This is a genomic window from Armatimonadota bacterium, from assembly GCA_028871815.1.
Classification (GTDB): Bacteria; Armatimonadota; Chthonomonadetes; order Chthonomonadales; family Chthonomonadaceae; genus REEB205.
On sequence record JAGWMJ010000004.1, the window covers coordinates 156,072 to 181,180 of the forward strand.

General features: G+C 60.4%; 17 protein-coding genes and 1 pseudogene. All 18 read left to right on the forward strand.

What is annotated here, in order from left to right; genetic code table 11:
* The first annotated feature begins 46 nt into the window (after positions 1-46).
* Positions 47-322, forward strand: a complete 276-nt coding sequence (locus tag KGJ62_06700) for a recombinase family protein (protein MDE2126260.1) — start codon at positions 47-49, stop codon at positions 320-322.
* A gap of 57 nt (positions 323-379) precedes the next feature.
* Positions 380-1,288, forward strand: a complete 909-nt coding sequence (locus KGJ62_06705) for a DUF91 domain-containing protein (protein ID MDE2126261.1) — start codon at positions 380-382, stop codon at positions 1,286-1,288.
* Between the two features lie 803 nt (positions 1,289-2,091).
* The gene (locus tag KGJ62_06710) at positions 2,092-7,311 is read left to right on the forward strand and encodes a DEAD/DEAH box helicase (protein ID MDE2126262.1); all 5,220 of its coding nucleotides are present in this window, start codon (positions 2,092-2,094) and stop codon (positions 7,309-7,311) included.
* Positions 7,308-10,127: a DEAD/DEAH box helicase gene (locus KGJ62_06715; GenBank protein ID MDE2126263.1), complete on the forward strand. Its 2,820-nt coding sequence runs from the start codon at positions 7,308-7,310 to the stop codon at positions 10,125-10,127. Before KGJ62_06710 ends, KGJ62_06715 begins: the two co-directional genes overlap by 4 nt.
* 12 nt (positions 10,128-10,139) lie before the next feature.
* The gene (locus KGJ62_06720) at positions 10,140-11,162 is read left to right on the forward strand and encodes a DUF4268 domain-containing protein (protein ID MDE2126264.1); all 1,023 of its coding nucleotides are present in this window, start codon (positions 10,140-10,142) and stop codon (positions 11,160-11,162) included.
* Positions 11,163-11,191: 29 nt separating this feature from the next.
* The gene (locus KGJ62_06725; protein MDE2126265.1) at positions 11,192-14,701 is read left to right on the forward strand and encodes an N-6 DNA methylase; all 3,510 of its coding nucleotides are present in this window, start codon (positions 11,192-11,194) and stop codon (positions 14,699-14,701) included.
* Positions 14,702-15,110: 409 nt separating this feature from the next.
* Positions 15,111-15,776 carry a hypothetical protein gene (locus tag KGJ62_06730; GenBank protein ID MDE2126266.1) on the forward strand — a complete coding sequence of 222 codons (666 nt, stop codon included), beginning with the start codon at positions 15,111-15,113 and terminating at the stop codon, positions 15,774-15,776.
* A gap of 47 nt (positions 15,777-15,823) precedes the next feature.
* Positions 15,824-16,057 carry a hypothetical protein gene (locus tag KGJ62_06735; GenBank protein MDE2126267.1) on the forward strand — a complete coding sequence of 78 codons (234 nt, stop codon included), beginning with the start codon at positions 15,824-15,826 and terminating at the stop codon, positions 16,055-16,057.
* A 3-nt stretch (positions 16,058-16,060) separates the two neighbouring features.
* Positions 16,061-16,756: a hypothetical protein gene (locus KGJ62_06740; GenBank protein ID MDE2126268.1), complete on the forward strand. Its 696-nt coding sequence runs from the start codon at positions 16,061-16,063 to the stop codon at positions 16,754-16,756.
* Positions 16,753-17,376 carry a DUF488 domain-containing protein gene (locus KGJ62_06745; protein MDE2126269.1) on the forward strand — a complete coding sequence of 208 codons (624 nt, stop codon included), beginning with the start codon at positions 16,753-16,755 and terminating at the stop codon, positions 17,374-17,376. The genes KGJ62_06740 and KGJ62_06745 overlap by 4 nt, the downstream gene beginning before the upstream one ends.
* Positions 17,373-17,810, forward strand: a complete 438-nt coding sequence (locus KGJ62_06750; GenBank protein MDE2126270.1) for a DUF488 domain-containing protein — start codon at positions 17,373-17,375, stop codon at positions 17,808-17,810. Before KGJ62_06745 ends, KGJ62_06750 begins: the two co-directional genes overlap by 4 nt.
* Before the next feature lie 45 nt (positions 17,811-17,855).
* A complete protein-coding gene (locus tag KGJ62_06755; protein MDE2126271.1) occupies positions 17,856-18,461 on the forward strand; it encodes a hypothetical protein in 606 nt (201 codons plus the stop codon).
* A 107-nt stretch (positions 18,462-18,568) separates the two neighbouring features.
* Positions 18,569-18,853 carry a hypothetical protein gene (locus KGJ62_06760; protein ID MDE2126272.1) on the forward strand — a complete coding sequence of 95 codons (285 nt, stop codon included), beginning with the start codon at positions 18,569-18,571 and terminating at the stop codon, positions 18,851-18,853.
* On the forward strand, positions 18,843-19,259 hold the full coding sequence (locus tag KGJ62_06765) for a hypothetical protein (protein ID MDE2126273.1): 417 nt from the start codon (positions 18,843-18,845) through the stop codon (positions 19,257-19,259). Before KGJ62_06760 ends, KGJ62_06765 begins: the two co-directional genes overlap by 11 nt.
* Before the next feature lie 4 nt (positions 19,260-19,263).
* A pseudogene (locus tag KGJ62_06770) lies at positions 19,264-22,620 on the forward strand (DUF499 domain-containing protein).
* A gap of 47 nt (positions 22,621-22,667) precedes the next feature.
* Positions 22,668-23,804: a DUF3644 domain-containing protein gene (locus KGJ62_06775; protein MDE2126274.1), complete on the forward strand. Its 1,137-nt coding sequence runs from the start codon at positions 22,668-22,670 to the stop codon at positions 23,802-23,804.
* Between the two features lie 224 nt (positions 23,805-24,028).
* On the forward strand, positions 24,029-24,358 hold the full coding sequence (locus tag KGJ62_06780; GenBank protein ID MDE2126275.1) for a helix-turn-helix transcriptional regulator: 330 nt from the start codon (positions 24,029-24,031) through the stop codon (positions 24,356-24,358).
* Positions 24,358-25,098, forward strand: coding sequence for an ImmA/IrrE family metallo-endopeptidase (locus KGJ62_06785; protein ID MDE2126276.1), 741 nt, complete (start codon positions 24,358-24,360; stop codon positions 25,096-25,098). Before KGJ62_06780 ends, KGJ62_06785 begins: the two co-directional genes overlap by 1 nt.
* The last annotated feature ends 11 nt before the right edge of the window (positions 25,099-25,109 follow it).

The window sequence follows — 25,109 nt, forward strand, 5'->3', positions numbered from 1 at the left end:
TAGCCTTACCGGCCTGACGCTGTCAACTTCTCTTTCCCGGGGGGCGATGCGAGTCAGTTACGCGAGAGTCGCAACGCAAGACCTGAATCTTGAGCTTCAGAGACATGCGCTCACTAACGCGAAGTGCGAGCCCATCCTCGAAGACAAACAGAGCGGTGCTAACGCTGACACTCCGGGGCTGGTCGACGCGGTCGCCTCCATGCGTTCCGGACGGCCGGATGGACCGCGAACGGGCCAAGTTAGGCTACGAGATCAACTTCAACCGTCTGCTTATCGTGCACAAGCTTCCTCGCCCCACTACAAGAGATCGGCGCCGAGCTGAGGGACCTGGAGGCCAAGCCCGTCGTGAAGCCCAGCTCGGGCAAGAAAGGGGTACCGCTTGAGCGACCTTAAGCTATTCCAACTGTCAGCCGACCAAGCCGCCGAAATCAAGGGCGAAGCCTCCGACCTTGAGAAGCCACTTCAAACGCTCATCGAGCAAAACCTCGAGACGCTCCTGGCAGTGCGGTTCCTCGCGACCGAACACTCCACTGGCAAGGAGCACGCCGGACGAATCGATACGCTTGGCCTGGACGAGAACATGAGCCCGGTGATCCTCGAATACAAGCGTTCTCTTAACGAAAACGTGATCAACCAGGGCCTCTTCTATTTGGACTGGCTAATGGGTCACCAAGCCGACTTCACGCTGCTTGTCCAAAATCGTTACGGCAAGGAAACCGCAGACGCCGTAGATTGGACCGGCCCTCGGCTTATCTGCATCGCCGGAGACTTCACGAAGTATGACGAGCACGCCGTCAATCAGATGGGCCGTAACATCGCGCTAATCCGCTACCGCAGGTTCGGTCCCAACTTGCTGCTGTTGGAACTCGTGAACTCTACTGTCACCTCCACGCACTCGCAAGGCAAGACCGGACCCGCGAAGTCCGGCCTGTCCGATTGGAGCGCGGACTGGAGCGCCTGCTGGGCCAAACATCCGACGATGCATGAACTGTATCTGACGATAGAGGCCTATATCCTATCGTTGGGGGACGACGTCCGAGTTAACCAGGCGAAGATGTACATCGCCTTCAAACGGATCAAGAACTTCGCGGAGCTTTCCGTTACCCAGCAGAGGATCCTGTTGCATCTCCACCTGGACCCTGAAAAGTACGCTGTGCCACCGGAACAGGGTCGCGATGTCAGAAACATTGGCACCTATGCGCCGGGCCTTCTGCAGCTGTTTATCCGTGGCCGGGAGGACATAGACCGAGCGAAGCCTCTTATCCTGAGGAGTTACGAAGGTGGTTGACCGCGTTGCGCTGCAGCGCCGCTACGGCGCCGAGAGCCGCCTGTACGCCGCCCGCACCCAGAACCTTGCCGTCCTTTGTGAAGCCGTTGGCGCCTCCGGGCGCTGAAACGCGCGATTCAGCCCATTCTACCTTGCGCTAATCCAGCCGGAATTGCGGCCGCGTGGCGCTGCCCTTCGCCGATTGTAAGGGGGTTAGTGGCAGTGGCCGTTCACGCGCGCGGCGCATCAGGCGCGATCTAAACCGGTTCAGAACGCGCCAAACTTGGCAGGGAACTGGACACAATCAGCGCGGCGAGGCACTTGCGCCACGCCCGAGGCCGGCGGCGCGCTGCTGGTGCAGCGAGCGAGGATATCCAGCGCTCAAGCAGAAATGAAGCGGATACCGCATTTGCCGCTGCAGCGACAGCAGGTTGATGTAGACACGGTATCGTGCTACAATGCCAAGCGAACGCGGCCTGACAGCGCTCGTTCCCGGCCGAACCGCTGAGACGTTCCAACACGAAATTCTCGCCCGCGACCGGCGCTGAGTGCTCTGGCAGCCCAGGCAATCGCTCGCCGCATGGAGCGGGACCTCGCGTTCCGCCGGCGCTTGTGGCGATTGTCGAGGCGCGCAGGTTCTAAGGCATGCTCTAGTCGCGGGTCAGCCTGAGGCGCCGCGGCCGAACAACGGGCCCGCGCCAGGTTCGTTGCGCACATAATCCGGATAACGCAAAAGGCTTACGCAGGGTTCGTGCAAGCCTGCAGAATCCCACGCAGCCATAAGCTTAACACTCGAACGGGCCGCGTCGCGCGAGGGGTACCTAATGGACGTTTTTGACCTCCGTCACCGCCTGATCGATGACTATGCTTCCTACATAAGCAGCTTCATTCGAATCCACGATCAGCGCATTCGGGACCATGTGAATGACAGTCTGGACAATGGTCTGCTTTGGCCCGATCCCCTGATCCAGCTCAACCCGTCGTTTGAGCCGGGTGCGTGGATTGACGACCTCGTTAAAGACAAGACACTCCACGAAGAGTGCAGTCGGATCTTCCGCATCAAGCCCAAGCGCGAGAGCGCCGGGAATCCAATGCGCTTACACAAACACCAGTCCGATGCGGTCGAGGTCGCGCGCAGCGATAACCACTACGTTCTCACCACTGGTACCGGATCTGGAAAGAGCCTTGCCTACATCGTACCCATCGTCGACTCCGTGCTCCGTCGCGGCACAGGTAGAGGCATCCAGGCGATCGTCGTCTATCCGATGAATGCGCTCGCGAACAGCCAGGCGGGCGAACTGGAGAAGTTCCTCAGCTACGGCTATCCCGAGCACAAGGAACCCGTTACGTACGCCCGTTACACCGGGCAGGAGAGCGATGCCGAACGCGCTGAGATACTGGCGCATCCGCCGGACATTCTCCTTACAAACTACGTCATGCTGGAACTCATCCTGACCCGACCATTCGAGAAGCCGCTCATCGATCGCGCCCAGGGCTTACGGTTCTTCGTGCTTGACGAGATGCACACCTACCGGGGACGTCAGGGATCGGATGTCGCCCTCCTGGTGAGACGAGTCCGTGAGGCGCTGCGCGCGCCCGAGATGCAGTGTGTCGGCACCTCCGCCACGCTGGTTACCGACGGCGTCTACATCACTCAGCAGGAGGAGGTTGCGGGAGTCGCATCGCAGCTCTTCGGCGTCGAGGTCAAGCCCGCAAACGTGATCGGCGAGACGTTGCGCCGTGCCACGCCGAACCGTAGCCTCGTGGACCCGTCGTTCGTGACGGAATTGACTCGTCGTGTGGCGGACCAGTCTCTTAAACCTCCCGTCACCTACGACGACTTTGTGTCTGATCCGCTGTCCGTCTGGATAGAGAGCACATTCGGGGTGTTTGAGGAGCCGGACACCGCTCGGCTGACCCGCATGAGGCCGAGGAACCTGACGGGCGATGGCGGAGCCGCATCGGAACTCGCTGACGTAACAGGTCAACCACAGGATCAATGCGAGTCCGCCATCAAGGACGGGCTTCAAGGAGGCTACATATGCGAACGGAATCCGGAGACCGGATTGCCGGCATTCGCATTCCGTCTCCATCAGTTCATCTCTCGCGGCGATTCCGTATATTCGAGCCTTGAAAGTGAAGTCGACCGGCATATCACGGTCAACGGTCAGCAATTCGTACCGGGAGATCGAAGTCGCGTTCTGCTTCCGATGGTCTTTTGCCGCGAATGCGGTCAGGAGTACTATTCCGTCCGGCGCAACGAGGACTCTCAATCGAATGCCGTCCAGTACACTCCCCGCGATCTGTCTGACCAATACGATGACGACGACGGCAAACCCGGTTTTCTTCACGTCAGCGTCAGCGAGCCGTGGCCCACGACCGAGTACGAATATCTAGACCGCTTGCCGGAGGATTGGGTTGAGGTAGCAAACGGCACAACCCGCGTTCGGCGAGATCGGCGGGACGAGCTTCCTGCGGCGGTCCGGGTCGGCCCACTCGGCCGAGAGACGACGGATGGACTTCCAGCCCACTACCTTGCCGCACCATTCCGATTCTGTCTGCGCTGCGGCGTATCTTACTCTGCTACCCAACGGAGTGACTTTTCAAAACTCTCATCGCTGTCGTCAGAAGGTCGGAGCACTGCAACAACCATCCTATCCCTGGCCGCGATCCGCAATCTCCGTGGACAGTCGGACCTGGGCGCAGAAGCGCGAAAGCTCCTGTCCTTTACGGATAACCGGCAGGACGCCGCCTTGCAGGCGGGCCACTTCAACGACTTCGTAGAGATCTCACTTCTCCGCTCAGCGCTCTTTGCTGCCGTCGCCAAGGCTGGTCCACACGGACTACGTCATGATAAGCTTACCCAGCGCACGTTTGAGGCGCTCGCGCTGCCAAAGGAGCTCTATTCCGCGAACCCCGGCGAGAGATTCCAGGCCGAGCACGATACCGAACGGGCCTTTCGCAACTTGCTCGGCTACCGACTCTACCGCGACCTGAAGCGCGGATGGCGCGTCACGGCTCCGAACCTGGAACAGTGCGGCCTGCTCCAGATCCAATACGACTCCCTGGACGACGCCTGTAACGCTGACGATCTCTGGCAGGGCGCTCATCCAGCGCTGGTGATGGCCGCGCCAGACACGCGGTTCCGCATAGCGAAAACGCTGCTCGACTTCATGAGGCGCGCACTTGCCATCAAGGTTGACTACCTGGATGGTCGCTTCCAGGAACAACTTGAGCAGCAGAGCAGCCAGCGACTCCGCGAACCGTGGGCGATCGACGAGGAGGAGAAACTGGAAACCAGTTCGATTCTCCTTCCAAGGTCCCGACGGCGGAACGACTATGGAGGCAACGTCTATCTGTCCGCTCGTGGGGGATATGGGCGGTATCTCTGCGGGGTTAAGGCCTTCCCGGAGTACTCGGAGGCCGGAAAGCGACTGAAAACGGACGATGCTCAGGCAATCGTGTTGCAAGTCCTTGAGGCTCTCACCGTAGCCGGCATCATCGAGCGCGTTTCCGAACCCAGTGCGGAGGAGCAAGTACCGGGGTTCCAGGTAGTTGCGGGATCACTTCGATGGATCGCGGGCACTGGTGACAAGGCGTTCCACGACCCAATACGAACACCTCGGCCGCCAGCGGAAGGCAGTACCACCAATCCATTCTTCGTTGCCTTCTACAAGACCGTGGCCAGCGATCTGCACGGGCTGGAAGCGCGCGAGCACACCGCGCAAGTGCCGTATGACGAGCGGCAGGACCGAGAGTATCGGTTCCGGACGGGAGAGCTCCCGGTTCTCTACTGCTCACCGACCATGGAACTGGGCGTGGATATCTCCCGCCTGAACGTGGTTAATATGCGCAATGTTCCGCCGACGCCGGCGAATTACGCCCAGCGAAGCGGTCGTGCCGGAAGAAGCGGGCAGCCGGCACTTGTGTTCTCATACTGCACAACAGGCAGCCCGCACGACCAGTACTTCTTCAAACGACCGGACCGTATGGTTGCCGGCGCCGTTACGCCGCCGCGTCTCGATCTCGCGAATGAGGATCTTGTTCGAGCTCATGTTCATGCGATTTGGCTGGCCGAGACCGGGTATGCCGGCCATGCCCTGTCGCTCGGCAAGTCGCTTAAAGACCTGCTCGACCTGACAGGCAGTCCTCCGCCGCTCCGGCTTCTGGACTTCGTGCAGGCTGCGCTGGACGATCCCAAAGCCCGAGAAAGGGCAAAGCTGAGCGCGGAGCGCGTCCTCGCTACCTTCGATGGAGCGCTCCGTTCCTCCGATTGGTGGAGTCCTCGTTGGCTTGACGATGTTCTTCTTCAGGTTGGACGCAGCTTCGAGGCCGCGTGCCGGCGTTGGCGCGAGCTCTACCTTTCGGCGCTTAAGCAGCAGGAGGTACAGAACGCCATCGTCCTGGACGCATCGCGCCCGCCTGCCGCCAAGCAATTGGCGAAAAGACTCCGTGGAGAAGCCGAACAGCAGTTGAAGCTTCTCATAGAGATCGGGAACGTCACACAGTCTGATTTCTACTCGTATCGCTACTTTGCCGGCGAGGGCTTCCTGCCGGGCTACAACTTCCCGCGCTTGCCGCTCTCGGCACACATTCCGAGCCGCTCCAGGAAGCAGCGAGATGAGTTCCTGTCGCGTCCGCGGTTCCTGGCAATCTCGGAATTCGGCCCTCGGTCCATCGTTTACCACGACGGCGCCCGATACGAGATCAACAAAGTCATTCGCCCAGTTGCGGAGCGCGAAGGTGACGACGAGCTGTTCACCGGTAGCGCGAAACTGTGTCCGTACTGCGGCTATCTGCACCCGGTTTCCAGCAGCGACTCGTTCGATACGTGCGAACGGTGCTCAACGCAGCTCGACGCTTCGATAACCAACCTGTTCCGCCTGCAAAACGTCGCTACTCGTCGACGTGAGCGGATCTCGTGCGACGAGGAAGAGCGGATGCGCATGGGTTACGATATGCGGACGGGCGTTCGCTTTGCCGACTATGGAGCAGGACCGGTCTACCGCATCGCCTCCGTGCTGGTTAACGGTGAACCGCTTGCAGAGCTCGCATACGGAAACGCCGCCACCCTATGGCGGATCAACCAGGGCTGGACGCGCCGGAAGAACAAGCAACAGCTTGGATTCATGCTCGACATCGAGCGTGGTTTCTGGGCGAGAAACGAGAACGAGACTCCTGAAGGGCCGGATGCTGACCCAATCTCGGTACGTGTCGAGAGAGTGATTCCCTACGTCGATGACCGCCGTAACTGCTTACTCCTCACGTTGCCGGACCAGCAGCCGGCAAATGTCATGGCCTCCCTCCAGGCCGCGCTCAAGAGCGCGATACAGGTCACCTACCAGTTGGAGGACAGCGAGCTCGCCGCCGAGCCGCTTCCCGGTCCGGGCGAGCGGAATCTGCTTCTCTTCTATGAAGCTGCCGAAGGTGGCGCCGGAGTACTGCGCCGCCTGCTGGACAATCCCTCCGCTGTGCCGGATGTCGCCACAGAAGCGCTCCGCATCTGTCACTTTGACCCGGTAACCGGAGACGATCTGAGGCGAGCACCACACGCTCGCGAGGACTGCGAGGCAGCCTGCTACGATTGTCTGATGAGTTACGCGAACCAGCGGGATCACGAACTGCTCGACCGCAAGGCCATCGCTCCAGTCCTCCTTGCGCTCCGCAACGCGACGGTCTCGACATCGCCGGCATCGGTGCCGCGATCGGCGCATCGTGACTCGCTATTGGATCGCTGCGGATCGCAGCTGGAGCGCCTGTGGGTCAGCCACATGGACACAAAGGGTTATCACCTTCCGACGGACAGTCAGAAGGTCATCGATCAGTGCGCAACATGCCCTGACTTTCTTTATCTCGACCACGGCCATCAGGCAGCCATCTACGTTGACGGACCCCCTCACGACTTTCCCGACCGACAGGCCAGGGACGAGCGACAAACCGTCTGTATGGAGGACCAGGGCTACATCGTTATCCGGTTTCATCATCAGGACAACTGGGATGAGATCATCGCGAAGTTTCCGTCCCTGTTCGGGAGGCCGGAATGAGCTTCGCCGTCGGATCGTTGGTGAAGGCGCGCGGGCGTGAGTGGGTGGTGTTGCCCGAGTCCGAAGGCGAGCTCCTGGTTCTCCGTCCGCTTGGCGGAACGGAAGACGAGGTCTCGGGCATCTTCCTGCCACTGGAGAAGGTTGAGCCGGCATCGTTCGACCTGCCGGACCCCGCGCAGAATGGAGACTTCCGCTCTTGCAGACTTCTGCGAGATGCGGTGCGTCTCGGCTTCCGGTCCAGCGCGGGTCCGTTTCGCTCATTTGCCCGGATCGCCGTAGAGCCGCGAGCGTATCAGATCGTTCCGCTGCTCATGGCGCTGAAGATGGAGACCGTTCGCCTCTTGATCGCCGACGACGTCGGCATAGGCAAGACTGTTGAAGCCGGTCTTGTAGCCAGGGAGCTTCTAGATCGAGGGGAAGTCACCCGTCTTGCGGTCCTGTGTTTGCCGCAGATAGCGGAACAGTGGCAGGCCGAGCTCCGAGACAAGTTCCATATCGATGCGGAGCTGGTACTCCCGTCTACTGCCTCGCGATTGGAGAGAAATTGCCGCGTTGGGCAATCGCTGTTCGATATCTACCCGTTCGTCGTCGTATCCACGGACTTCATTAAGTCCGACCGCCGGCTGGACGAGTTTCTACGCACGTGTCCTGAGCTGGTTATTGTGGACGAAGCCCATACGTGCGCCCGGAGCGGGGAGGGCCGAGGCGGGCGCCACCAACGCCATCGATTGGTGGCCGAGCTCGCGAAGCGCCCGGAGCGTCACCTCATCCTCGTGACTGCGACCCCGCATAGCGGCAACGAAAACGCATTTCGCTCACTGCTCGGTCTCCTGAAACCCGAATTCGGCGAGCTGCCGGACGACCTTTCGGGACCGGAGAACGAGCGGCATAGGAGAACGCTTGCCGCTCACTTCGTTCAGCGGCGCCGGGCGGACATTCGATCTTATTTAAGCGACGAGACGCCCTTCCCAGGTCGCGATGAAGCGGAAGAGACCTACAAGCTGTCCGAGCCCTATCGCAAGCTCTTTGAAAAGGTGCTTCGCTACGCTCGCGAGACCGTCGCCGATCAAACCGGTGGAGAGCACCGCCAGAGAGTTCGGTGGTGGTCAGCCCTGGCACTGCTCCGGTCCATTGCATCCAGCCCGGCGGCGGCTGCGGCGACCTTAAGAAGCCGAGCATCTACGGCCGACACGGCGACCGTTGAGGAGGCCGACGCGGTCGGACGCCGGTCGGTACTCGACCTGCCGGGTGATGAGTCTGTAGAGGATGCGGACGTAACACCTGGCAGCATCGAAGGAATGGAAGACGACGAATCGCAGCCCAATCGGCGGCGGCTGCTGGATCTGGCGCGAGAGGCAGACGCGCTCAAGGGAGCAGACGACTTCAAGCTTCAGAAGGCGATCACGCTCCTCAAGAAGGTCGTTCAGGACGGATTTCGACCGATCGTCTTCTGCCGCTTTATCGACACCGCAGACTACGTGGCGCAAGCCCTCAGGGAGAAGCTCCCGAAGGAGATCGAGGTTACATCGATCACCGGCACACTTCCTCCGGCAGAGCGTGAAGCCCGAGTTGCCGAACTCATTCAAGCGCCGAAGCACATTCTCGTGTGCACGGACTGCCTGTCGGAAGGCATCAACCTCCAGGAGGGCTTCGACGCCGTCGTTCACTACGACCTGTCGTGGAACCCCACTCGCCATGAGCAGCGCGAGGGCCGAGTCGATCGATACGGCCAACCCTCAGGCACGGTTCGAGCGCTGACCTACTACGGAGTAGACAACCAGATCGACGGGATCGTCCTCGACGTGCTGCTTCGCAAGCACAAAATGATCCGAAACAGCCTCGGCATCTCGGTGCCGGTTCCCGTGAACTCCGACCAGGTTGTGGAAGCCATCTTCGAGGGCCTGCTGCTGCGCGGAGCAACGGGTGTCAACTCCTCGCAGCTCTCCCTGCAGTTTGACGAGTTTATTGCCCGGCAATCGCACGATCTCCATACGGAGTGGGAGGCCACAACAGAACGCGAGAAGAGGTCTCGCACGCTCTTTGCCCAGGCAACGATCCAGGTTGCAGAGGTCGCTAGCGAACTTGACGCCGTACGCGGTGCCATCGGGTCGAGCGCGACGGTGGAGGCATTCCTGCGCGAGTCGATTCGCGCCAACGGCGGCACGGTCTCAGGCTCCGGCGCTCTTGACGCGGACCTCAGCAGTTGTTCGCAGGCGGTCCAGGATGCCGTCGGAGGCGCAACCAGGTTCCGGGCACGGTTCTCCCTACCGGTCGGCAAAGGCGAGATCTACCTGTCGCGCACCCATCCGATCGTGGAAGGTCTCGCGACCTATACGATGGATTCGGCGCTCGACCCTCTGGGGAACGGAGTGGCCCGGCGCTGTGGCGTTATCCGCACCGATGACGTGGAGCGTCGAACGACCCTGTTGATGCTCAGGCTGCGATTTCACATCGTGAGCGGGAGCGGAGCGGACGAACGGCAGCTTCTGGCGGAGGACCTCGCGCTCGTTGCATTCGAGGGTTCGCCCCAGAGCCCGCTCTGGTTAGACGCCCAGCGGACGGAGTCTCTCCTAAACGCTGAACCGAAGGGCAACATACCGCCCGCCGACGCGCAGGCTTTCCTCCAGCGCGTGATAGACGACTTCGATCACCTTCGGCCGGCTCTGGACACGACGGCTCAGGAGTGCGCCGACGAATTGCTGAGCTCGCATCGGCGCGTTCGCGCCGCGTCGAAGCAACGCGAAAGCACCTATCGAGTCGAGCCGCAACTACCACCGGACCTACTCGGACTATTCGTCTTCTTGCCTGCAAGCTAAGGAGGATTTCTGATGAACGGACCGGCACAGGGAAAGCCCGCGCTCGGGCGGCTTGAACAACTGGACATCAAGACTTATTGGCAAAATGAAGCCTCCGAATTCACACCATGGCTCGCTCAGGAAGAGAACCTCGGCCTCTTGGGAGAGGCTATTGGCCTGGAACTAGAGCTCGTATCCACCGAGCAGGCGGTCGGCCCGTTCGCCGCAGACATTGTATGCAAGCGTCGCGCCGACGCGCAGAAGGTCGTGATCGAAAACCAGATCGAAAAGACGGACCACACTCATCTGGGTCAGATTATCACTTACGCGGCCGGATTGCACGCTACGACGGTCATCTGGATCGCTCGACAGTTTACAGATGAACATCGCGCTGCACTGGATTGGCTCAACGAGCATACGCCCGCAGAAGTTGCATTCTTCGCTGTAACCGTGGAGCTGTGGATGATTGGGCGTTCGGCTCCGGCACCACGATTCAACGTTGTTGCTCGTCCGAACGTCTGGACAAAGCCGGCAGCTCAGCCATCGCCGTTAACAGACCGGGATAAGTCGATGTTGGAGTACTGGGGAGAGCTCGGAAAGGTCGTCAACGACAATCCCGGCCCCTTGCGTGCTCCGGCTCCTTCAACGGGGAACTCGGTGAACTTCGCCATCGGCAAATCCGGAGTCGCGCTCGCGGCTGTGATTAACCCTACGAATAAGTGGATCAGAATCGAGATATACCTGAACGGCGGTTCGGCGAAGGCCCGGTTTGATCAACTCTACTCACAGAAGACCATTGCGGACGCCAAGATCAGCGGGCTCGAGTGGCAGCGACTAGATGGCAAGCAGGATTGTCGAATTGCCCTCTTCAAACACGAAACTGATCCCGCCAACCGCTCAGACTGGGCGAAGCAACATAGTTGGCTTCGCGATACGGCAAAGCAATTCGACGCGGTATTTCGACCGCTCGTCAAACAACTCAAGGATTCACCACCGGCTACGGTCAGCACAGCGGGTAATGGCGTTGATACTAGCGGAGTCGAAGCAAGCGGCTGACCGTATTCCTGTCGCAACGAATCGCTTCAATGCAAACCAGACGCCGAGAAATCTTCACAACGGTTCGCACCGAAGGCGGCATTCTCCCAGCCGACCTCTTGCAGCGCGTCGTCTCTGCTGACCGGAGCGTTGAGGGGCTTTCGCCGGAAGACTATCACCTACCGCCAGGCGAGAAGATCAACGAGGGCATCAACCGCGCCTGGAACCGGCTGCAGGGCTCGTGGGAGACGTTCCGCGCCGCCGTGAAGAAGCTGCAGAAAGGCGATCCCGGAACGCGCGTCACGCGCGAGCGCTGGCTGCTTCCGCTGTTTCAGGAGCTCGGCTACGGCCGCTTGCAGACGGCAAAGGCGGTCGAGATCGACGGAAAGTCGTACGCCGTCTCACACTCGTGGGGACATGCACCCATCCACCTGGTAAGCTGCCTGGTCAAGCTGGATACGCCGACGCCCGGAGTGGCCGGTGCGGCGAAATCCAGCCCTCACAGCCTGACTCAGGAGCTTCTCAATCGCTCAGACGATCACCTTTGGGCTTTCGTCTCGAATGGGAAGCGACTGCGAATCCTGCGCGACAACAGGAGCCTGACGCGGCAGTCCTATGTCGAATTCGACCTCGAGTCGATGATGGAGGGTGAGGCCTACGCAGACTTCGTCCTGTTGTGGCTGCTCTGCCATGAGTCGCGCGTGGAGGCGGAGCGCCCTGAGCAGTGCTGGCTTGAGAAATGGTCGCAGGCCGCGCAGGAGCAGGGGACGCGCGCCCTGGACCAGCTTCGCGACGGCGTCGAGAAGGCGATCACCGCGCTCGGCAAAGGCTTCCTCGCGCATCCCGCCAACCGCGATCTTCGCGATAGCCTCCGGTCCGGATCGCTCTCAACTCAGGAGTACTACCGTCAGCTGCTTCGCGTCGTGTACCGTCTGTTGTTCCTCTTTGTTGCCGAAGACCGCGAGCTGCTCCTCGACACCGCAGCTCCCGACGAAGCGCGAGCACGGTACCTCCGATTCTACGCTTCGTCGCGCCTGCGCCGGCTGGCGGAACGCCAGCGCGGAACCCGGCATAGCGATCTCTACGCCGGCTTGCGCATCGTTCTCGACAACCTCTTTGCCGGCCTCCCCGCGCTTGGGTTGCCGGCGCTAGGCAGCTTCCTTTTCTCCGCGGACGCCACGCAGGACCTGAATGCCTGCGAGATCGCGAACCACGACCTGCTCGACGCCATCCGCGCGCTTGCCTTTACGCTGGACGGCCGCATCCGGCGCGCCGTGGACTACAAGAACCTTCGATCTGAAGAGCTTGGCAGCGTCTACGAAGCTCTGCTTGAGCTCCACCCCGAGCTGAACGCTGACGCCGGCACTTTCGGTCTTGGTACAGCGGGCGGAAGCGAGCGCAAGACAACCGGCTCTTACTACACACCCGACAGCCTGGTGCAATGCCTGCTGGATAGTGCGCTCGAACCCATAGTTGACGAGGCTGTCAAGAAGCCAAATCCTGAGCAGGCGATCCTCGACCTGAAGGTCTGCGATCCAGCCTGCGGCAGCGGCCACTTCCTGATCGCCGCGGCGCACCGGATGGCGAAGCGGCTCGCGTCCGTTCGAACCGGCGACGAGGAGCCTTCGCCCGAAGCCACCCGCACGGCGCTGCGCCACATCATCGGGCGGTGCGTCTACGGCGTAGACGTTAACCCAATGGCAGTCGAGCTGTGCAAGGTTGCCCTCTGGATGGAGGCGCTGGAACCCGGCCGGCCGCTCTCGTTCCTCGATCACCATATCCAGTGCGGTAATAGCCTGCTTGGTACGACACCCGCTCTGATTAAAGAGGGAATCCCGGACGCCGCATTCGACCCCATCGAAGGCGACGACAAAGCCGTCTGCGCCGAGTTCAAGCGGCGCAATCGCACGGAGCGCGAAGGGCAGGGCACTCTCTACGACGCGAACCTGCAGCCCTGGAACCGGCTAGGGGACCTTGCGACGGGCATCCTGCAGATCAGCGACGTGCCCGACGACACTCTGGACGGAGTTCAGGCAAGGCAAAGACAGTACGAGGATCTTGTTCGGTCGCAAGGCTACGAGAATGGACGGCTGTTGGCGGACGCCTGGTGCGCCGCGTTCGTCTGGCCGAAGACCCGCGAGGAGGACCGCTACCCGCTCACGACGGCTCACCTTCACCGCATCCTGCACAACCCGCACAGCCTGGACCACTCGATGCGAGCGGAGGTCAGGCGACTTGCCAGAGAGTACAGGTTCCTCCACTGGCACCTCGCGTTTCCGGGTGTGTTCCAGACTGCCGGCGCCTCAACCGGGACAGAAGGCAAGAACGAAGCGGTGCAGGGATGGTCGGGCGGATTCGACCTCATGATCGGCAATCCGCCGTGGGAGCGCGTAAAGCTCCAGGAGAAAGAGTGGTTTGCGGCGCGCTCCCCAGAGATTGCCAACGCAGCCAATTCAGCGCTCCGGCAGCGGATGATCGCTGCGCTCAAGACCGAGGACCGCACTCTCTATGATGCGTTCCAGGCGGACCGCCGCCGGGCCGAAGGAGAAAGTCAGTATCTGCGTCGCTCGGGTCGATATCCGCTGTGCGGCCGTGGAGACGTAAACACGTACGCCGTGTTTGCGGAGCTGTTTCGCTCCCTGCTTTCGCCGACGGGTGCAGCGGGCGTAATCGTTCCAACCGGGATCGCCACGGACGACACGACGAAGTTCTTCTTTGCCGATATCACAAACGCGCGTGCCCTGAAGAGCCTCTATGATTTCGAGAACCGGAAGGCGTTGTTTCCGGCCGTCGACAGCCGCATGAAGTTCAGCCTGTTGACTATGGTGGGCGTGGGTGCAGCTGTCACGGCGGCAGAATTCGTGTTCTTTGCTCATGGCACGGAGGACCTCGCCGATCCGCAGCGCCGGTTCACTCTCACTGCCGAAGACATTGCCCTGCTAAATCCCAACACCAGGACGTGTCCGGTCTTCCGCTCGAAGAGAGACGCAGAGCTAACCAAATCAATCTACCGCCGCGTACCGATCCTCATTCGCGACAGCGATCCACGAGGAAATCCCTGGCGCATTAAACTGAGCAGGATGTTTGACATGTCCACCGACTCCCACCTGTTTCGCACCCGCGACGAGCTTCATGCGGCACACGGCGTCATGCATGGTAACAGTTGGCAAGTCACCACAACAGTAGAAGTGAATGGGCGTGACGTATCGGAAGGCCGCTGGCTGCCGCTGTACGAGGCGAAGCTCTTCCACCAGTTCGATCATCGGTTTGCCACGTATGCTCCCTCCGATAGCAATGCGGTCCAGATTGAGGACGATAGGAAGACTGATCCCACCGTGCAGGTCATGCCGCGATATTGGGTGCACGAGGACGAAGTTGCTGAACAGCTAGACATTTGTACAGAGAGAGAGAGAGAGAGAGAGAGAGAGAGAGAGAGCAACTGCCTGGTCGTCCGCCTCATATCCCGATCGACGGATATCCGAACAATCATATCAGCGGTCATACCAACCGGACCGGTCGGACACAAAGCGGCACTTATCAGGACGGGGGTTGGATGCTGACGCTTCGGCTAATCACGAACGTCACCAACCAAAGGACGGTGATCGTCTCCTTCCTCCCGCTCGGTGCAATCGGTCACAAGGCAGCACTCATTCAAACGGGCGATGGCTTGCCGGGTGGCGAAAGACAACGAATTCAACCAACCAGCGGTCCGTCATTTCCTGCTTCACACCGAGTACCGCAATGAGCGACAAGGGATGTCTGTATAGCGTAGCCGACGCCGGAGCTGCCGCTGTTCTGACCTCGATGCTGAATAGCTTCGTGGTTGATTACGTCGCCCGAACCGCGGTCGGTGGAACAGACCTTAGCTTCTTCATATTGAAGCAATTGCCGCTTTTGTCACCCAGTGCTTTCACCAGAGCTTGCTCATGGGAAGACGCAGTCGCGACGTGTGATTGGATCGGACCTCACGTGCTTGAATTGACTTACACCGCCCATGACATCAGTGCTGTAGCTCGTCACCTCGGCTTCGACGGCCCTCCATTCCGGTGGGACGACGATCGTCGGTTTGTGTTGAGATGTGAGCTCGACGCTGCCTTTTTCCACCTCTACGGCATCGAGCGCGACGACGTGGACTATATCATGGAGACCTTTCCAATCGTTAAGCGGAAGGACAAAGCGGAGCACGGCGAGTACCGCACCAAACGGGTCATCCTCGAAATCTACGACGAAATGCAGCTGGCCATTGAGACCGGCGTCCCATACCAGGCCCGGCTCGATCCGCCGCCGGCGAACGGATGGACACCGCCGGAGGAGCTGCTGAAGGAAGCGTTCGCTATGGACGCGGCCGACATGCCTCCCACGGCACGGACGCCGGCTGTTGGCCAGGAGCCCGCGGAGCTTGCGCTCGTGTCGCCGCCGGGCACGCCGCAGCCCATGCTGGATAAGAACGGCGAGATCTTGCGGGTGCGGGTGTACACAGCGGAGGGCGAAATCGCGCTGAATCGAGGTGTTGCCTTAGAACGCCGCAAGAACGGCGACGTGACGACGTGGACGGTGCTGGCGGACGGTGAAACAGTCGCGCGGCAGTTTCAGACCCCGCCGGCGGTGTTGAGGAGGTTGAGGGTGAAGATATGAGGAGCGGACGCACAAGGCCAACAAGCGAGCCTCAACGAGCACGAATCGTGCTCAAAGCACCGGAGTATGAGCTCGCTTGGGTACGCGTCGTCGACCCGGCCCGCGAACTGGCGTACAGGCTCTATTCGATCTGCGAACGGAAGAAGCGCAGCGCGGACGGGCAGCGGTACAACGCGCTGGTATCCAGTTGGCCGGCGCTGGTTCGCTTGGCGCAGAACCTGGCCGCCGGACGGCCGTCGGCCCCAACCACAGGAGACATCTTCGCGGAGGTTCAGGAATAGTCGATGACTGTTGTCAAGCGGATCGTCTGTCTTGCCAATTCGCGAAAGCTCAGTGGTCGCTGCATAGCGGGTATCGAGCTCGTCAATGGTGCACGCGTAGGCTGGATCCGTCCCGTTAGTGCGCGAGAGCATGAAGAGGTGTCTGAATACGAGCGCCAATTCGAGGACGGTTCCGATCCGCAAGTACTCGATATCATCGACGTGCCACTGCTCGGCCCGCGTCCAAAGGACTTCCAACGGGAGAACTGGCTACTGGATCCGGATTCCTATTGGCGGCGCGCTGACCGCCTGGGATGGGATGACTTGTCTACGCTCGCCGATCGGGTCGAGAGGTTGTGGGATGTCGGGTTGAGCGAAAACAACCAAAGGACCGACCGCGTCGCCGAGGATCAATTGCCTGGGATACCGAATTCGCTGCGTCTGATTCATACGAGCAATGTGAAAATGACTGTGTGTAGTCCAGGCGCGGCGTTTGGCAATCCGAAGCGCCGTGTCCAAGGGCATTTCGTTCACGCGGGTGTGGATTACCGACTATGGATCACCGATCCGAACTGCGAGAGGGCTTACCTCGCCAAAGCCGATGGAGAATATTCTATCGGCGAAAGCTATATTACCGTGAGCTTGGGCGAACCATATGAAGGCTTTGCTTACAAGTTGATTGCTGCGATAATGGAACGAGCCGGAGTACCTAAACAATGACTGGATCGGATCCCGGCGTCTTTTCCATCGGTCACTCTACGCACACGTTGGACCGATTCACCGACTTGGCCGCGCGGCACAAGGTAGTAGCCGTGGCCGACGTGCGCTCGTCGCCTTACAGCCGGTACAACCCGCAGTTCAACAAGGACGTTCTCCAAGGAGCTCTCGTCGCCCGCGGCATCGAGTACCACTTCCTTGGTAACAACCTTGGCGCGCGGCCGCCAGATCGGTCCCTATACGAAGGCGGTCGCGTCAAATATGCTCGACTTGCTGAGACGGAGCTGTTTGCTGTCGGCATCAAGCGCGTTATTGAGCTAGCGAGCCGACGTCGGGTCGCGTTAATGTGCGCCGAGAAGGACCCTCTGGAATGCCACCGGACGCTGCTGGTAGCTCGGGCACTGGAGGAACAGGGAGTGACGGTGAACCACATCCTTGTTGATGGCCGGCTCGAGTCCCAACAGGAAGTGTTGGAGCGCCTGTTAAGCGTCATCGGTCTTCCGTACCACGACATGTTCAGTACCCACGAGGAGATGATCCTCGAAGCAATGGCACGCCAGGAAGAGAGGATTGCCTACGTGGACAACAGCCAGTTAGCGACCGGGCAACGAGCAAAGCAATGAAGATGTTCACCATCGGGTTTACGAAGAAGTCCGCCCGGCAGTTCTTTGAGTTGTTGCGCGCATCTGGCGCACGGCGCATTGTGGATGTACGCCTGAACAATGTCTCGCAGCTTGCCGGATTCGCAAAGAAGGATGACTTGGCCTACTTCGCCGGGCAGGTCTGCAATATGGATTACGTCCACATTCCCGCCCTAGCGCCCACTCAGGAGATGCTCGATCGGTACAAGAAAAACGGTGGCGATTGGCGGGACTACGAAACTGAGTTCATTCACCTCATGGTAGAGCGTCGCATCGAGGAAACGGTATCCGCCGATACCATCGCCGACGGGTGCCTCCTTTGTAGCGAGGACACTCCCGAGCACTGCCACCGCCGCCTTGTAGCCGAGTACCTTAAGGCGCATTGGGGCGACGTGGAGATCGTTCACCTTGCATAGGCACGAAAGCGAATCGCTATCACCAACCACGAGTGTGCCGGCGAGGTGCTCGACCTGCTTCGCCAGGGACTTGGTCCCTATGTCGAGCGTGCATTCGTCTCGCGCTGCGCCAAGGACGATGCGCTATCGATGATCAATCAGGCGCTCGATGAGGTTCTCGCACACCAGGAGGGCGACTTCGATTCCGACACTCGCTGGGCGCTTGCGTGGTTCGAGCAGTACGGGTTTGCCGAGGGAGACTACGGCGTGGCAGAGACTCCATCCAAGGCGAAGAACACGAGCGTGGGGGGAATCGTAGAGGCCCGCATCGGAACGTCCGGCAAGGGTAAGGTACGGCTCTTCAGACCGGAGGAAGTGCCGCCGGACTGGTCGCCGGACACGGACAAGCGGCTGACGGTGTGGGAGATCGTTCATCATCTCATCCGCAGGCTTGAGTTCGGAGAGGAATCGGCAGCGGCGCTCATGGCGCAACTGGGAGGGCGCGCGGACCCGGCCAGAGAGCTGGCGTACAGGCTCTATTCGATCTGTGACCGGAAGAATCGCAGCGCGGACGGGCAGCGGTACAACGCACTCGTCTCCAGTTGGCCAGAGCTGGTTCGCCTGGCGCAGCGCGCGCCGAGGCCGCTACCAGCTCCCACTCTGGAGATCTAGCGGTATGGAGGCATGACCAGGACAGTGGGTTCTAATTCGCTGCGTCCTCACACCGATTCTCTATCCCCTATCTTCCGCGCCTGGTGTTTTTATGCTAAAACGCAGCCATGCGAACAACGATCGACTTACCAGATAACCTCCTTCGGCGCGCCAAGGCCACGGCTGCCCTGCGCGGAATCAAGCTCAAGGAGTTCATTGCCGGCAGTATCCAAGCAGCCTTGAACCGCGCGACGGCATCGACAATCCCCACCGAGCGTCCGAAGCGAAGCCTGCCGCCGTTGATCGCGAAGGCCATGACGGGAGTGCAGATACCAGCGCTGACAAAAGAAGAGATCGCTGAGATCGAAATGGAGGAAGACCTCGATAAGCTCCGTCGATCTTTTGGACGTTAACGTCTGGCTGGCGATCTCCACGCCGGACAGTCCTCATCACGAGCGCGCTCGCCGCTACTGGCATTTCGAGTCCGGTGAGCGGGTCGCCCTATGTCGCGTAACTGCCCTGGCGATCCTCCGCGAGTGGACGAACTCCCGAATCATGCGCCACGCTGTTCTCACCAGCGCCGAAGCCTGGGTTGAGCACGAGCGCTGGCTAGCCTTGCCGGTGGTCATAGCACTCGGAGAGCAGGATGGCCTGGATTCGTCCTTTGGCTCCTACGCCACAACTCTGACACTCGGCGAGGTTTCCTGGACGGACGCCTATCTGGCAGCGTTGTGCGTCGCAAGCCGACGCCGAATGATCTCGTTCGACGTCGGCCTTCGCCGGTACACGGGTCTCGACCTGCTGCATTTGAAGGCATAGATCGATGGCTATCACCAACCACGAGCGTGTCGGCAAGACGCTTGACTTGCTGCGCGATGGTCTCGGACCGTTCGTCGAGCGAGAGATGAAGTCTGTTCATGGGTCGGATTGGTTCCGCTCCATGAGAAACGCCGTCAGCGAAATGCAAGCGTCGATGCTTGGAGATGAGGACAATCCCCAGTACGACTCGCGGTCGTTACTGGCCATCATGTGGAACCAGTGGGAGCCAGTATTCCGACGGACGCTCAGCTTCACCGACCGCAGCATCATTAGCGAGATTCGGGACTTCGGGAACAGGTGGGCGCATCAGGAAGCGTTCAGCTCCCGAGACGTGCTCAGGTTTTTAGACTCCTCGACACGCCTACTCACATCCGTTGCCGCAGAACAGGCCGATGCTGCAGATCGAATGTACCACGAGCTGAACCGCCTCATTATCGACGAACAGCTTCGCAACGAGAAAAAGAAGGAGGCGCGCGGAGCCGTCGACTCAACGGTCACCGGCGCGCTCACGCCATGGCGGGAGGTGGTCACTCCGCATCCCGACGTAGCTAGCGGACGCTATCAGCAGGCCGAGTTCGCCGCCGACCTCTGGCAAGTCCACCTTGGAGAGGGCTCCGCCGAGTACCGGGATCCCGCCGAGTTCTTCCGTCGTACCTTCATGACCGAGAGCCTCACCAAGCTCCTCATCGACGCCGTTCTCCGGTTGACCGGCGCCGGTGGGGACCCGGTTGTCCAGCTCCAGACCAACTTCGGCGGCGGCAAGACACACTCCATGCTCGCGCTCTACCACCTCGCTTCGGGCGCCAATCCCGGCGAGCTTCTCGGTGTTGATCGCGTGATGACGGAGGCTGGCGCGGCGAAATTGCCGGCAGTCAGGCGCGTGGTTCTTGTCGGCAACAAAATCTCACCCGGCAATCCGGTTGTCAAAGCCGACGGCACCGTTGTTCGTACATTATGGGGCGAGCTTGCCTACCAGCTTGGCGGCAAGGAGGCGTACGACCAGATCCGCGCGGACGACGAGCTCGCCACCAGCCCGGGAGACAAGCTCCGGGAGCTGCTCAATCAGTACGGGCCGGCGCTGGTTCTGATCGATGAGTGGGTTGCTTATGCCCGCCAGCTGCACGCAGCGAGCGATCTGCCGGGCGGGAGCTTCGAGACCCAGTTCTCCTTTGCCCAGGCGCTCACAGAGTCTGCAAAGTTAGCGAAGAACTGCCTCCTGGTCATCAGCCTTCCGGCCAGCGACACGCCGACCTCTCCACACGCTCAAGGAGACGACATCGAAGTCGGCGGCCAGCGAGGCCGCGAGGCGCTGGAGCGACTGCGCAATGTGGTCGGCCGTGTTGAATCATCCTGGAGACCGGCCAGCGCTGAAGAAGGGTTCGAGATTGTCCGGCGGCGTCTGTTCGAACCGCTGGTAGCGGATGACTAGTACAAGAAGCGCGACTATGTCGCCACGTCTTTCTACGACACGTACCGGACGCAGCATCAGGAGTTTCCGCCGGAGTGTCGCGACGCCGAATACGAGCAGCGCATCCGCGCCGCATATCCCATCCATCCCGAGGTCTTCGACCGGCTTTACACCGACTGGTCGAGCCTTGCCAAGTTCCAGCGGACGCGCGGCGTTCTGCGTCTCATGGCGGCGGTCATCCACAGTCTGTGGGAGAATGGCGACCGCAATCCCCTCATTCTGCCCTGCAGCATCCCCATCGACGATCCGACCGTGCAGTTCGAGCTGACGCGCTACCTGCCGGACAACTGGGTTCCGGTTATCGAGAAGGACGTGGACGGGCCGATCTCCCTGCCGATCAGGATCGATCGCGAGGCGCCCAATCTCGGTCGCTACCACGCGACCCGCCGCGTCGCGCGAACGGTCTACATGGGTTCCGCGCCGACTACCACGGCGGCGAATCCGGGACTTGACGACCGCAGAGTTAAGCTCGGCTGCGCTATGCCGGGTGAGCAGCCGCCGATCTTCGGCGATGCGCTTCGCAGGCTCGCCGCATCCGCCACCTATCTCTATCAGGACGGCCCCCGGTACTGGTACTCGACGCAGCCCACGGTGACCAAACTTGCCGAGGATCGTGCCGAGCAGCTCAAGCGCGACACCGATTCGGTTTCCCAGGAGATCGAGAAACGCGTGAAGCTCGACCTGCGAAGCGTTGGCGATTTCTCGCGCGTCCATCCGTTCCCGCAATCCAGCGCCGACGTGGCAGACGACCGCGACGCCAGACTTGTCGTCCTGGACGTCGATCATCCTCACAGCAAGGAAGACACGAGCCCCGCCGAAACGTTCGCCCGGGAGATTCTGCGGACCCGAGGCAGCGCGCCCAGGCTCTACCAGAATACGCTCGCGTTTCTCGCGGTGGACAACACCAGGCTGCAAGACCTGAACGAAGCAACGCGCCGTTTCCTCGCGTGGGAGTCCATAGTCGCCGAGCGTGATGCGCTTGACCTATCCGCCCATCAAGTGAGACAGGCCGAGGCACAGAAGGCCAACGCCGACAGCGCGGTCAACGCGCGAGTGCCGGAGGTCTTTCAATGGCTCCTCGTACCCACCCAGGAAGAGAACAATCCGGCCGCGCCGATCGTTTGGGAGACGCATCAGCTCAAGGGCGACGGGTCTCTCGCCCAGCGCGCTTCGAGGAAGCTCCGCGACAAGGACCTGCTGTATGTTTCGCTATCTCCTTCCCGACTGCGGATGGAGCTCGACCGCATTCCGCTATGGGAGGGCAGCAACAAGAGCCACGTCGCGGTTCCAGACCTCGTGGACTACTTCGCGAAGTACCTCTATCTGCCCAGGCTCAAGTCGCCGGCGCTCCTGGTCAACGCGATTCAGGATGGGATCAAGCTCCTCACATGGAGCCAGGATTCCTTCGCGTATGCCGATTCGTACGACGAGGCGGCGAACCGCTACCGCAGCCTGGTAACCGGCCGCGCGATCACGTTCCAGGCGGCACTTCCCGACGGCCTCCTCGTGAAGGCGGACGTTGCGCACCAACAGCTGCAGGCAGAAGCGCCACCGGCAACGCAACCGGGGACACGTTCACCGACGGACACTCCACGGCCGGGAGCCGAGCCGGTCGGCGGTCGCCTCTCCGAGCCTGAAGCGGTACAAGCGCCCGCGCGCCTCAATCGGTTCTACGGCTCAGTTTCGCTCGACTCGACGCGCGTCGGCCGCGACGCGGGCAGAGTAGCCGACGAAGTCATCAGTCACCTCTCCGGTATCGTAGGAGCAAACGTCAAAGTAACGCTGGAGATCGAGGCGGAGATACCGGACGGCGCCCCGGACGAGGTTGTCCGGGTTGTTACGCAGAACAGCCGTGACTTGAAGTTCGATTCGCAGGGGTTTGAGGGGAGCTGAGACCATGAGCTACGCGCGTCCTGTGCGGCCATACGCGCAGGATAAGGTTGTCTCGACGGCTCCAACGACAGGCGATTGGCCCATCACATTACCTGGATCACCTCTTAGTCGCTGTTACAACCGATAGCAGGGGCTATCGCTGCCATCATAATACCGTCATGCCGCGCAGACTAGGATCTGACAAGATACGCCGGGCCTACGCATTCCTTGTAGCGGCCGAGGGCGAGGGGCGCATATTCACGCTGGCGGAGCTTCAAGTAGAAAGCGGCTGGTCGAATGAGACTTTCCGCGCCAACCTGTCCAAGAAGCTCGGCCCGTACTTGAGTCAATTTGCTGGGGGCTACAAGGCGCTCGGCGTTCGCAGCATGACCGAGGAGGCGTTCTGTCGCATTTGCTCTCAGAAAGCAGCCCTTGCGCGGGATCCGACCAAGCCACTGCTTGACGAGGACGTCGAACCGTTGGTCAACAAAGCGCGAGACGCAGCGCTCGCGGCGGTCCAGCACTACAACAACCCGACCGCCCTCTTCAAGAGCGACACGTTTATCGTACTCATGGTGATCGCGAGTACGGCCTTGTTCCACGCGATCTTCGAGCGAGACGGCACTGACTACACTGCCAGGAATCCCAATGGCTCTCCGCGGACGCTGGATGACGAGCCAATGCTGTGGGGCCTCCGGGAGTGCGTACGCCACTACGAAGGAGGCAAAACCACGCAAATGGCCGCTAACGTGGACCTGCTCCTACACATACGCCACAAGATCGAGCACCGCTTCATGCCGCCGCTCGACGACAAGATCGCGGGACACTGCCAGTCATTTCTAACGAACTTCGAGCAGCTCCTTGTCAAGGAATTCACATCCTACTACTCGCTCAATGCGTCGCTTTGTCTGCCGCTGTATTTGTCGACCCAGCGGACGCCGGAAGCGATCGAGGCACTGAGACGCTTCCAGACCGCCGAATACGGCGACGTATGCAAATTCATTGACGACTACCGCACCGCGCTGCCCGCTGAGATCCGCGACGACCAGGCCTTTGCCTTTCGCGTTTACCTGATTCCCAAAACCGCCAACAGCGCTCGGTCATATGATAAGGCTGTCGAGTTCATCCGGGTGAGCGAGTGCAGCGCGGAACTCCTGCAGGAGCTCGACCGGGGCGGTCGTCCACGCAGATTTCTTCGCAATTGAGGCCCGGATCCGCGGTGCAACCGAGAAGCACAACGCCTACCTTCAGGAGCTTGGGCTGCCCCAGCTGCCTATGGGTGAATTTCGCGAGCCTAGATTAGCCCGGTGAAGTGAAGCACTACCAGTTCGGCGCGCACACTTGACGTATGGTCTTGACAACGAGGAAGACAGCGTGTACGCTGGTCGGCGTACTAAGTAAACTAAGCTGAGGCGACATGCTTGGAGATATGATCAGAAATGCCCGAGTCAAGAAGGGCGTCTCACTCCGCACTTTCGCGGGGCAGCTCGACATTACCCCGTCGTATCAAAGCGATATCGAGAACGATCGCCGCATTCCGGCTGAGGACGTCCTAAGGCGGACGGCAGCTTTGCTTGCCTTGGATGTGGACGACCTTTTGGATAGAGCTGGCCGCTTGGGCGATCAAACCGAACGCTACTTGCGCGATCAGCCGACGGCCTATAGGCTCTTTCGACGAATCTCCCAACGCAACCTAAACGAGGATGAACTACAGGAATTGCTCCGTAGGATCGAGCAAGACCAGCAAGGGGGCGAGTAGTGCGGGCCGTCGTAGCAGATGTTCCCTTCATCGAGGCGGACATCATCGAGCGGACGATGGACGACCACCTTCGACGGGCTAGCCTCCTTCCAACGGCTCATAAACCTGCCGTAGATGTTGAAGTTCTCCTTGAGAGCTTCTTGAAAGTCAAGCTGGATCAACATGCCGACCTCCCGACCGATGTACTCGGCGTGACGCACTTTACGCCAGGAAAGGCACCTCGCGTCGAAATAAACAGGGACCTTACAAGCTCTGCAGACTCAGAATCCTCTCCTTCGTGGGTTCGAGGACGGCTTCGAAGCACCATGGCCCATGAGGGCGCACATGTGATACTTCATCGTCAGGATGCGGAAAGCCGAGCGGCCCAGTTCTCTTTGTTTGGAGACGAAGACGACGAGTTAAGGCAACAGGGAGATGTCTGCCTCAAAAGGGATTTTGGGGTAATTCGCCCTCAGCTGAACCGACGAGAGTACCAGGCAAATGTCGGTATGGCAGCTATCTTAATGCCTAAGTCCATTTTTGTAGAGGTGGCCGAATCCTTTATGCCAAACGCAAACCTGAAGTGCCCGCGGCCCCAAGATTTGGTCTTTAGCGAATCAGTGATAGCAAAGCTCGCCCAACGTTTTCAGGTCTCGAAGCAGGCTGCTGGGATTCGCGTAAAGACGCTAGGGCTGAGTACCCTGGCAAACCAAACCCGGATGCTCGATGAGGTAATCGATCAGCTCGCCGAGCGTGAGTGACTTTTTTTTCG

Coding starts and splice junctions, on each gene's coding strand:
- KGJ62_06710 (MDE2126262.1), top strand. CDS start 2,092: ATGGACGTTTTTGACCTCCGTCACCGCCTGATCGATGACTATGCTTCC.
- KGJ62_06750 (MDE2126270.1), top strand. CDS start 17,373: ATGAAGATGTTCACCATCGGGTTTACGAAGAAGTCCGCCCGGCAGTTC.
- KGJ62_06740 (MDE2126268.1), top strand. CDS start 16,061: ATGACTGTTGTCAAGCGGATCGTCTGTCTTGCCAATTCGCGAAAGCTC.
- KGJ62_06725 (MDE2126265.1), top strand. CDS start 11,192: ATGCAAACCAGACGCCGAGAAATCTTCACAACGGTTCGCACCGAAGGC.
- KGJ62_06745 (MDE2126269.1), top strand. CDS start 16,753: ATGACTGGATCGGATCCCGGCGTCTTTTCCATCGGTCACTCTACGCAC.
- KGJ62_06780 (MDE2126275.1), top strand. CDS start 24,029: ATGATCAGAAATGCCCGAGTCAAGAAGGGCGTCTCACTCCGCACTTTC.
- KGJ62_06720 (MDE2126264.1), top strand. CDS start 10,140: ATGAACGGACCGGCACAGGGAAAGCCCGCGCTCGGGCGGCTTGAACAA.
- KGJ62_06700 (MDE2126260.1), top strand. CDS start 47: ATGCGAGTCAGTTACGCGAGAGTCGCAACGCAAGACCTGAATCTTGAG.
- KGJ62_06715 (MDE2126263.1), top strand. CDS start 7,308: ATGAGCTTCGCCGTCGGATCGTTGGTGAAGGCGCGCGGGCGTGAGTGG.
- KGJ62_06760 (MDE2126272.1), top strand. CDS start 18,569: ATGCGAACAACGATCGACTTACCAGATAACCTCCTTCGGCGCGCCAAG.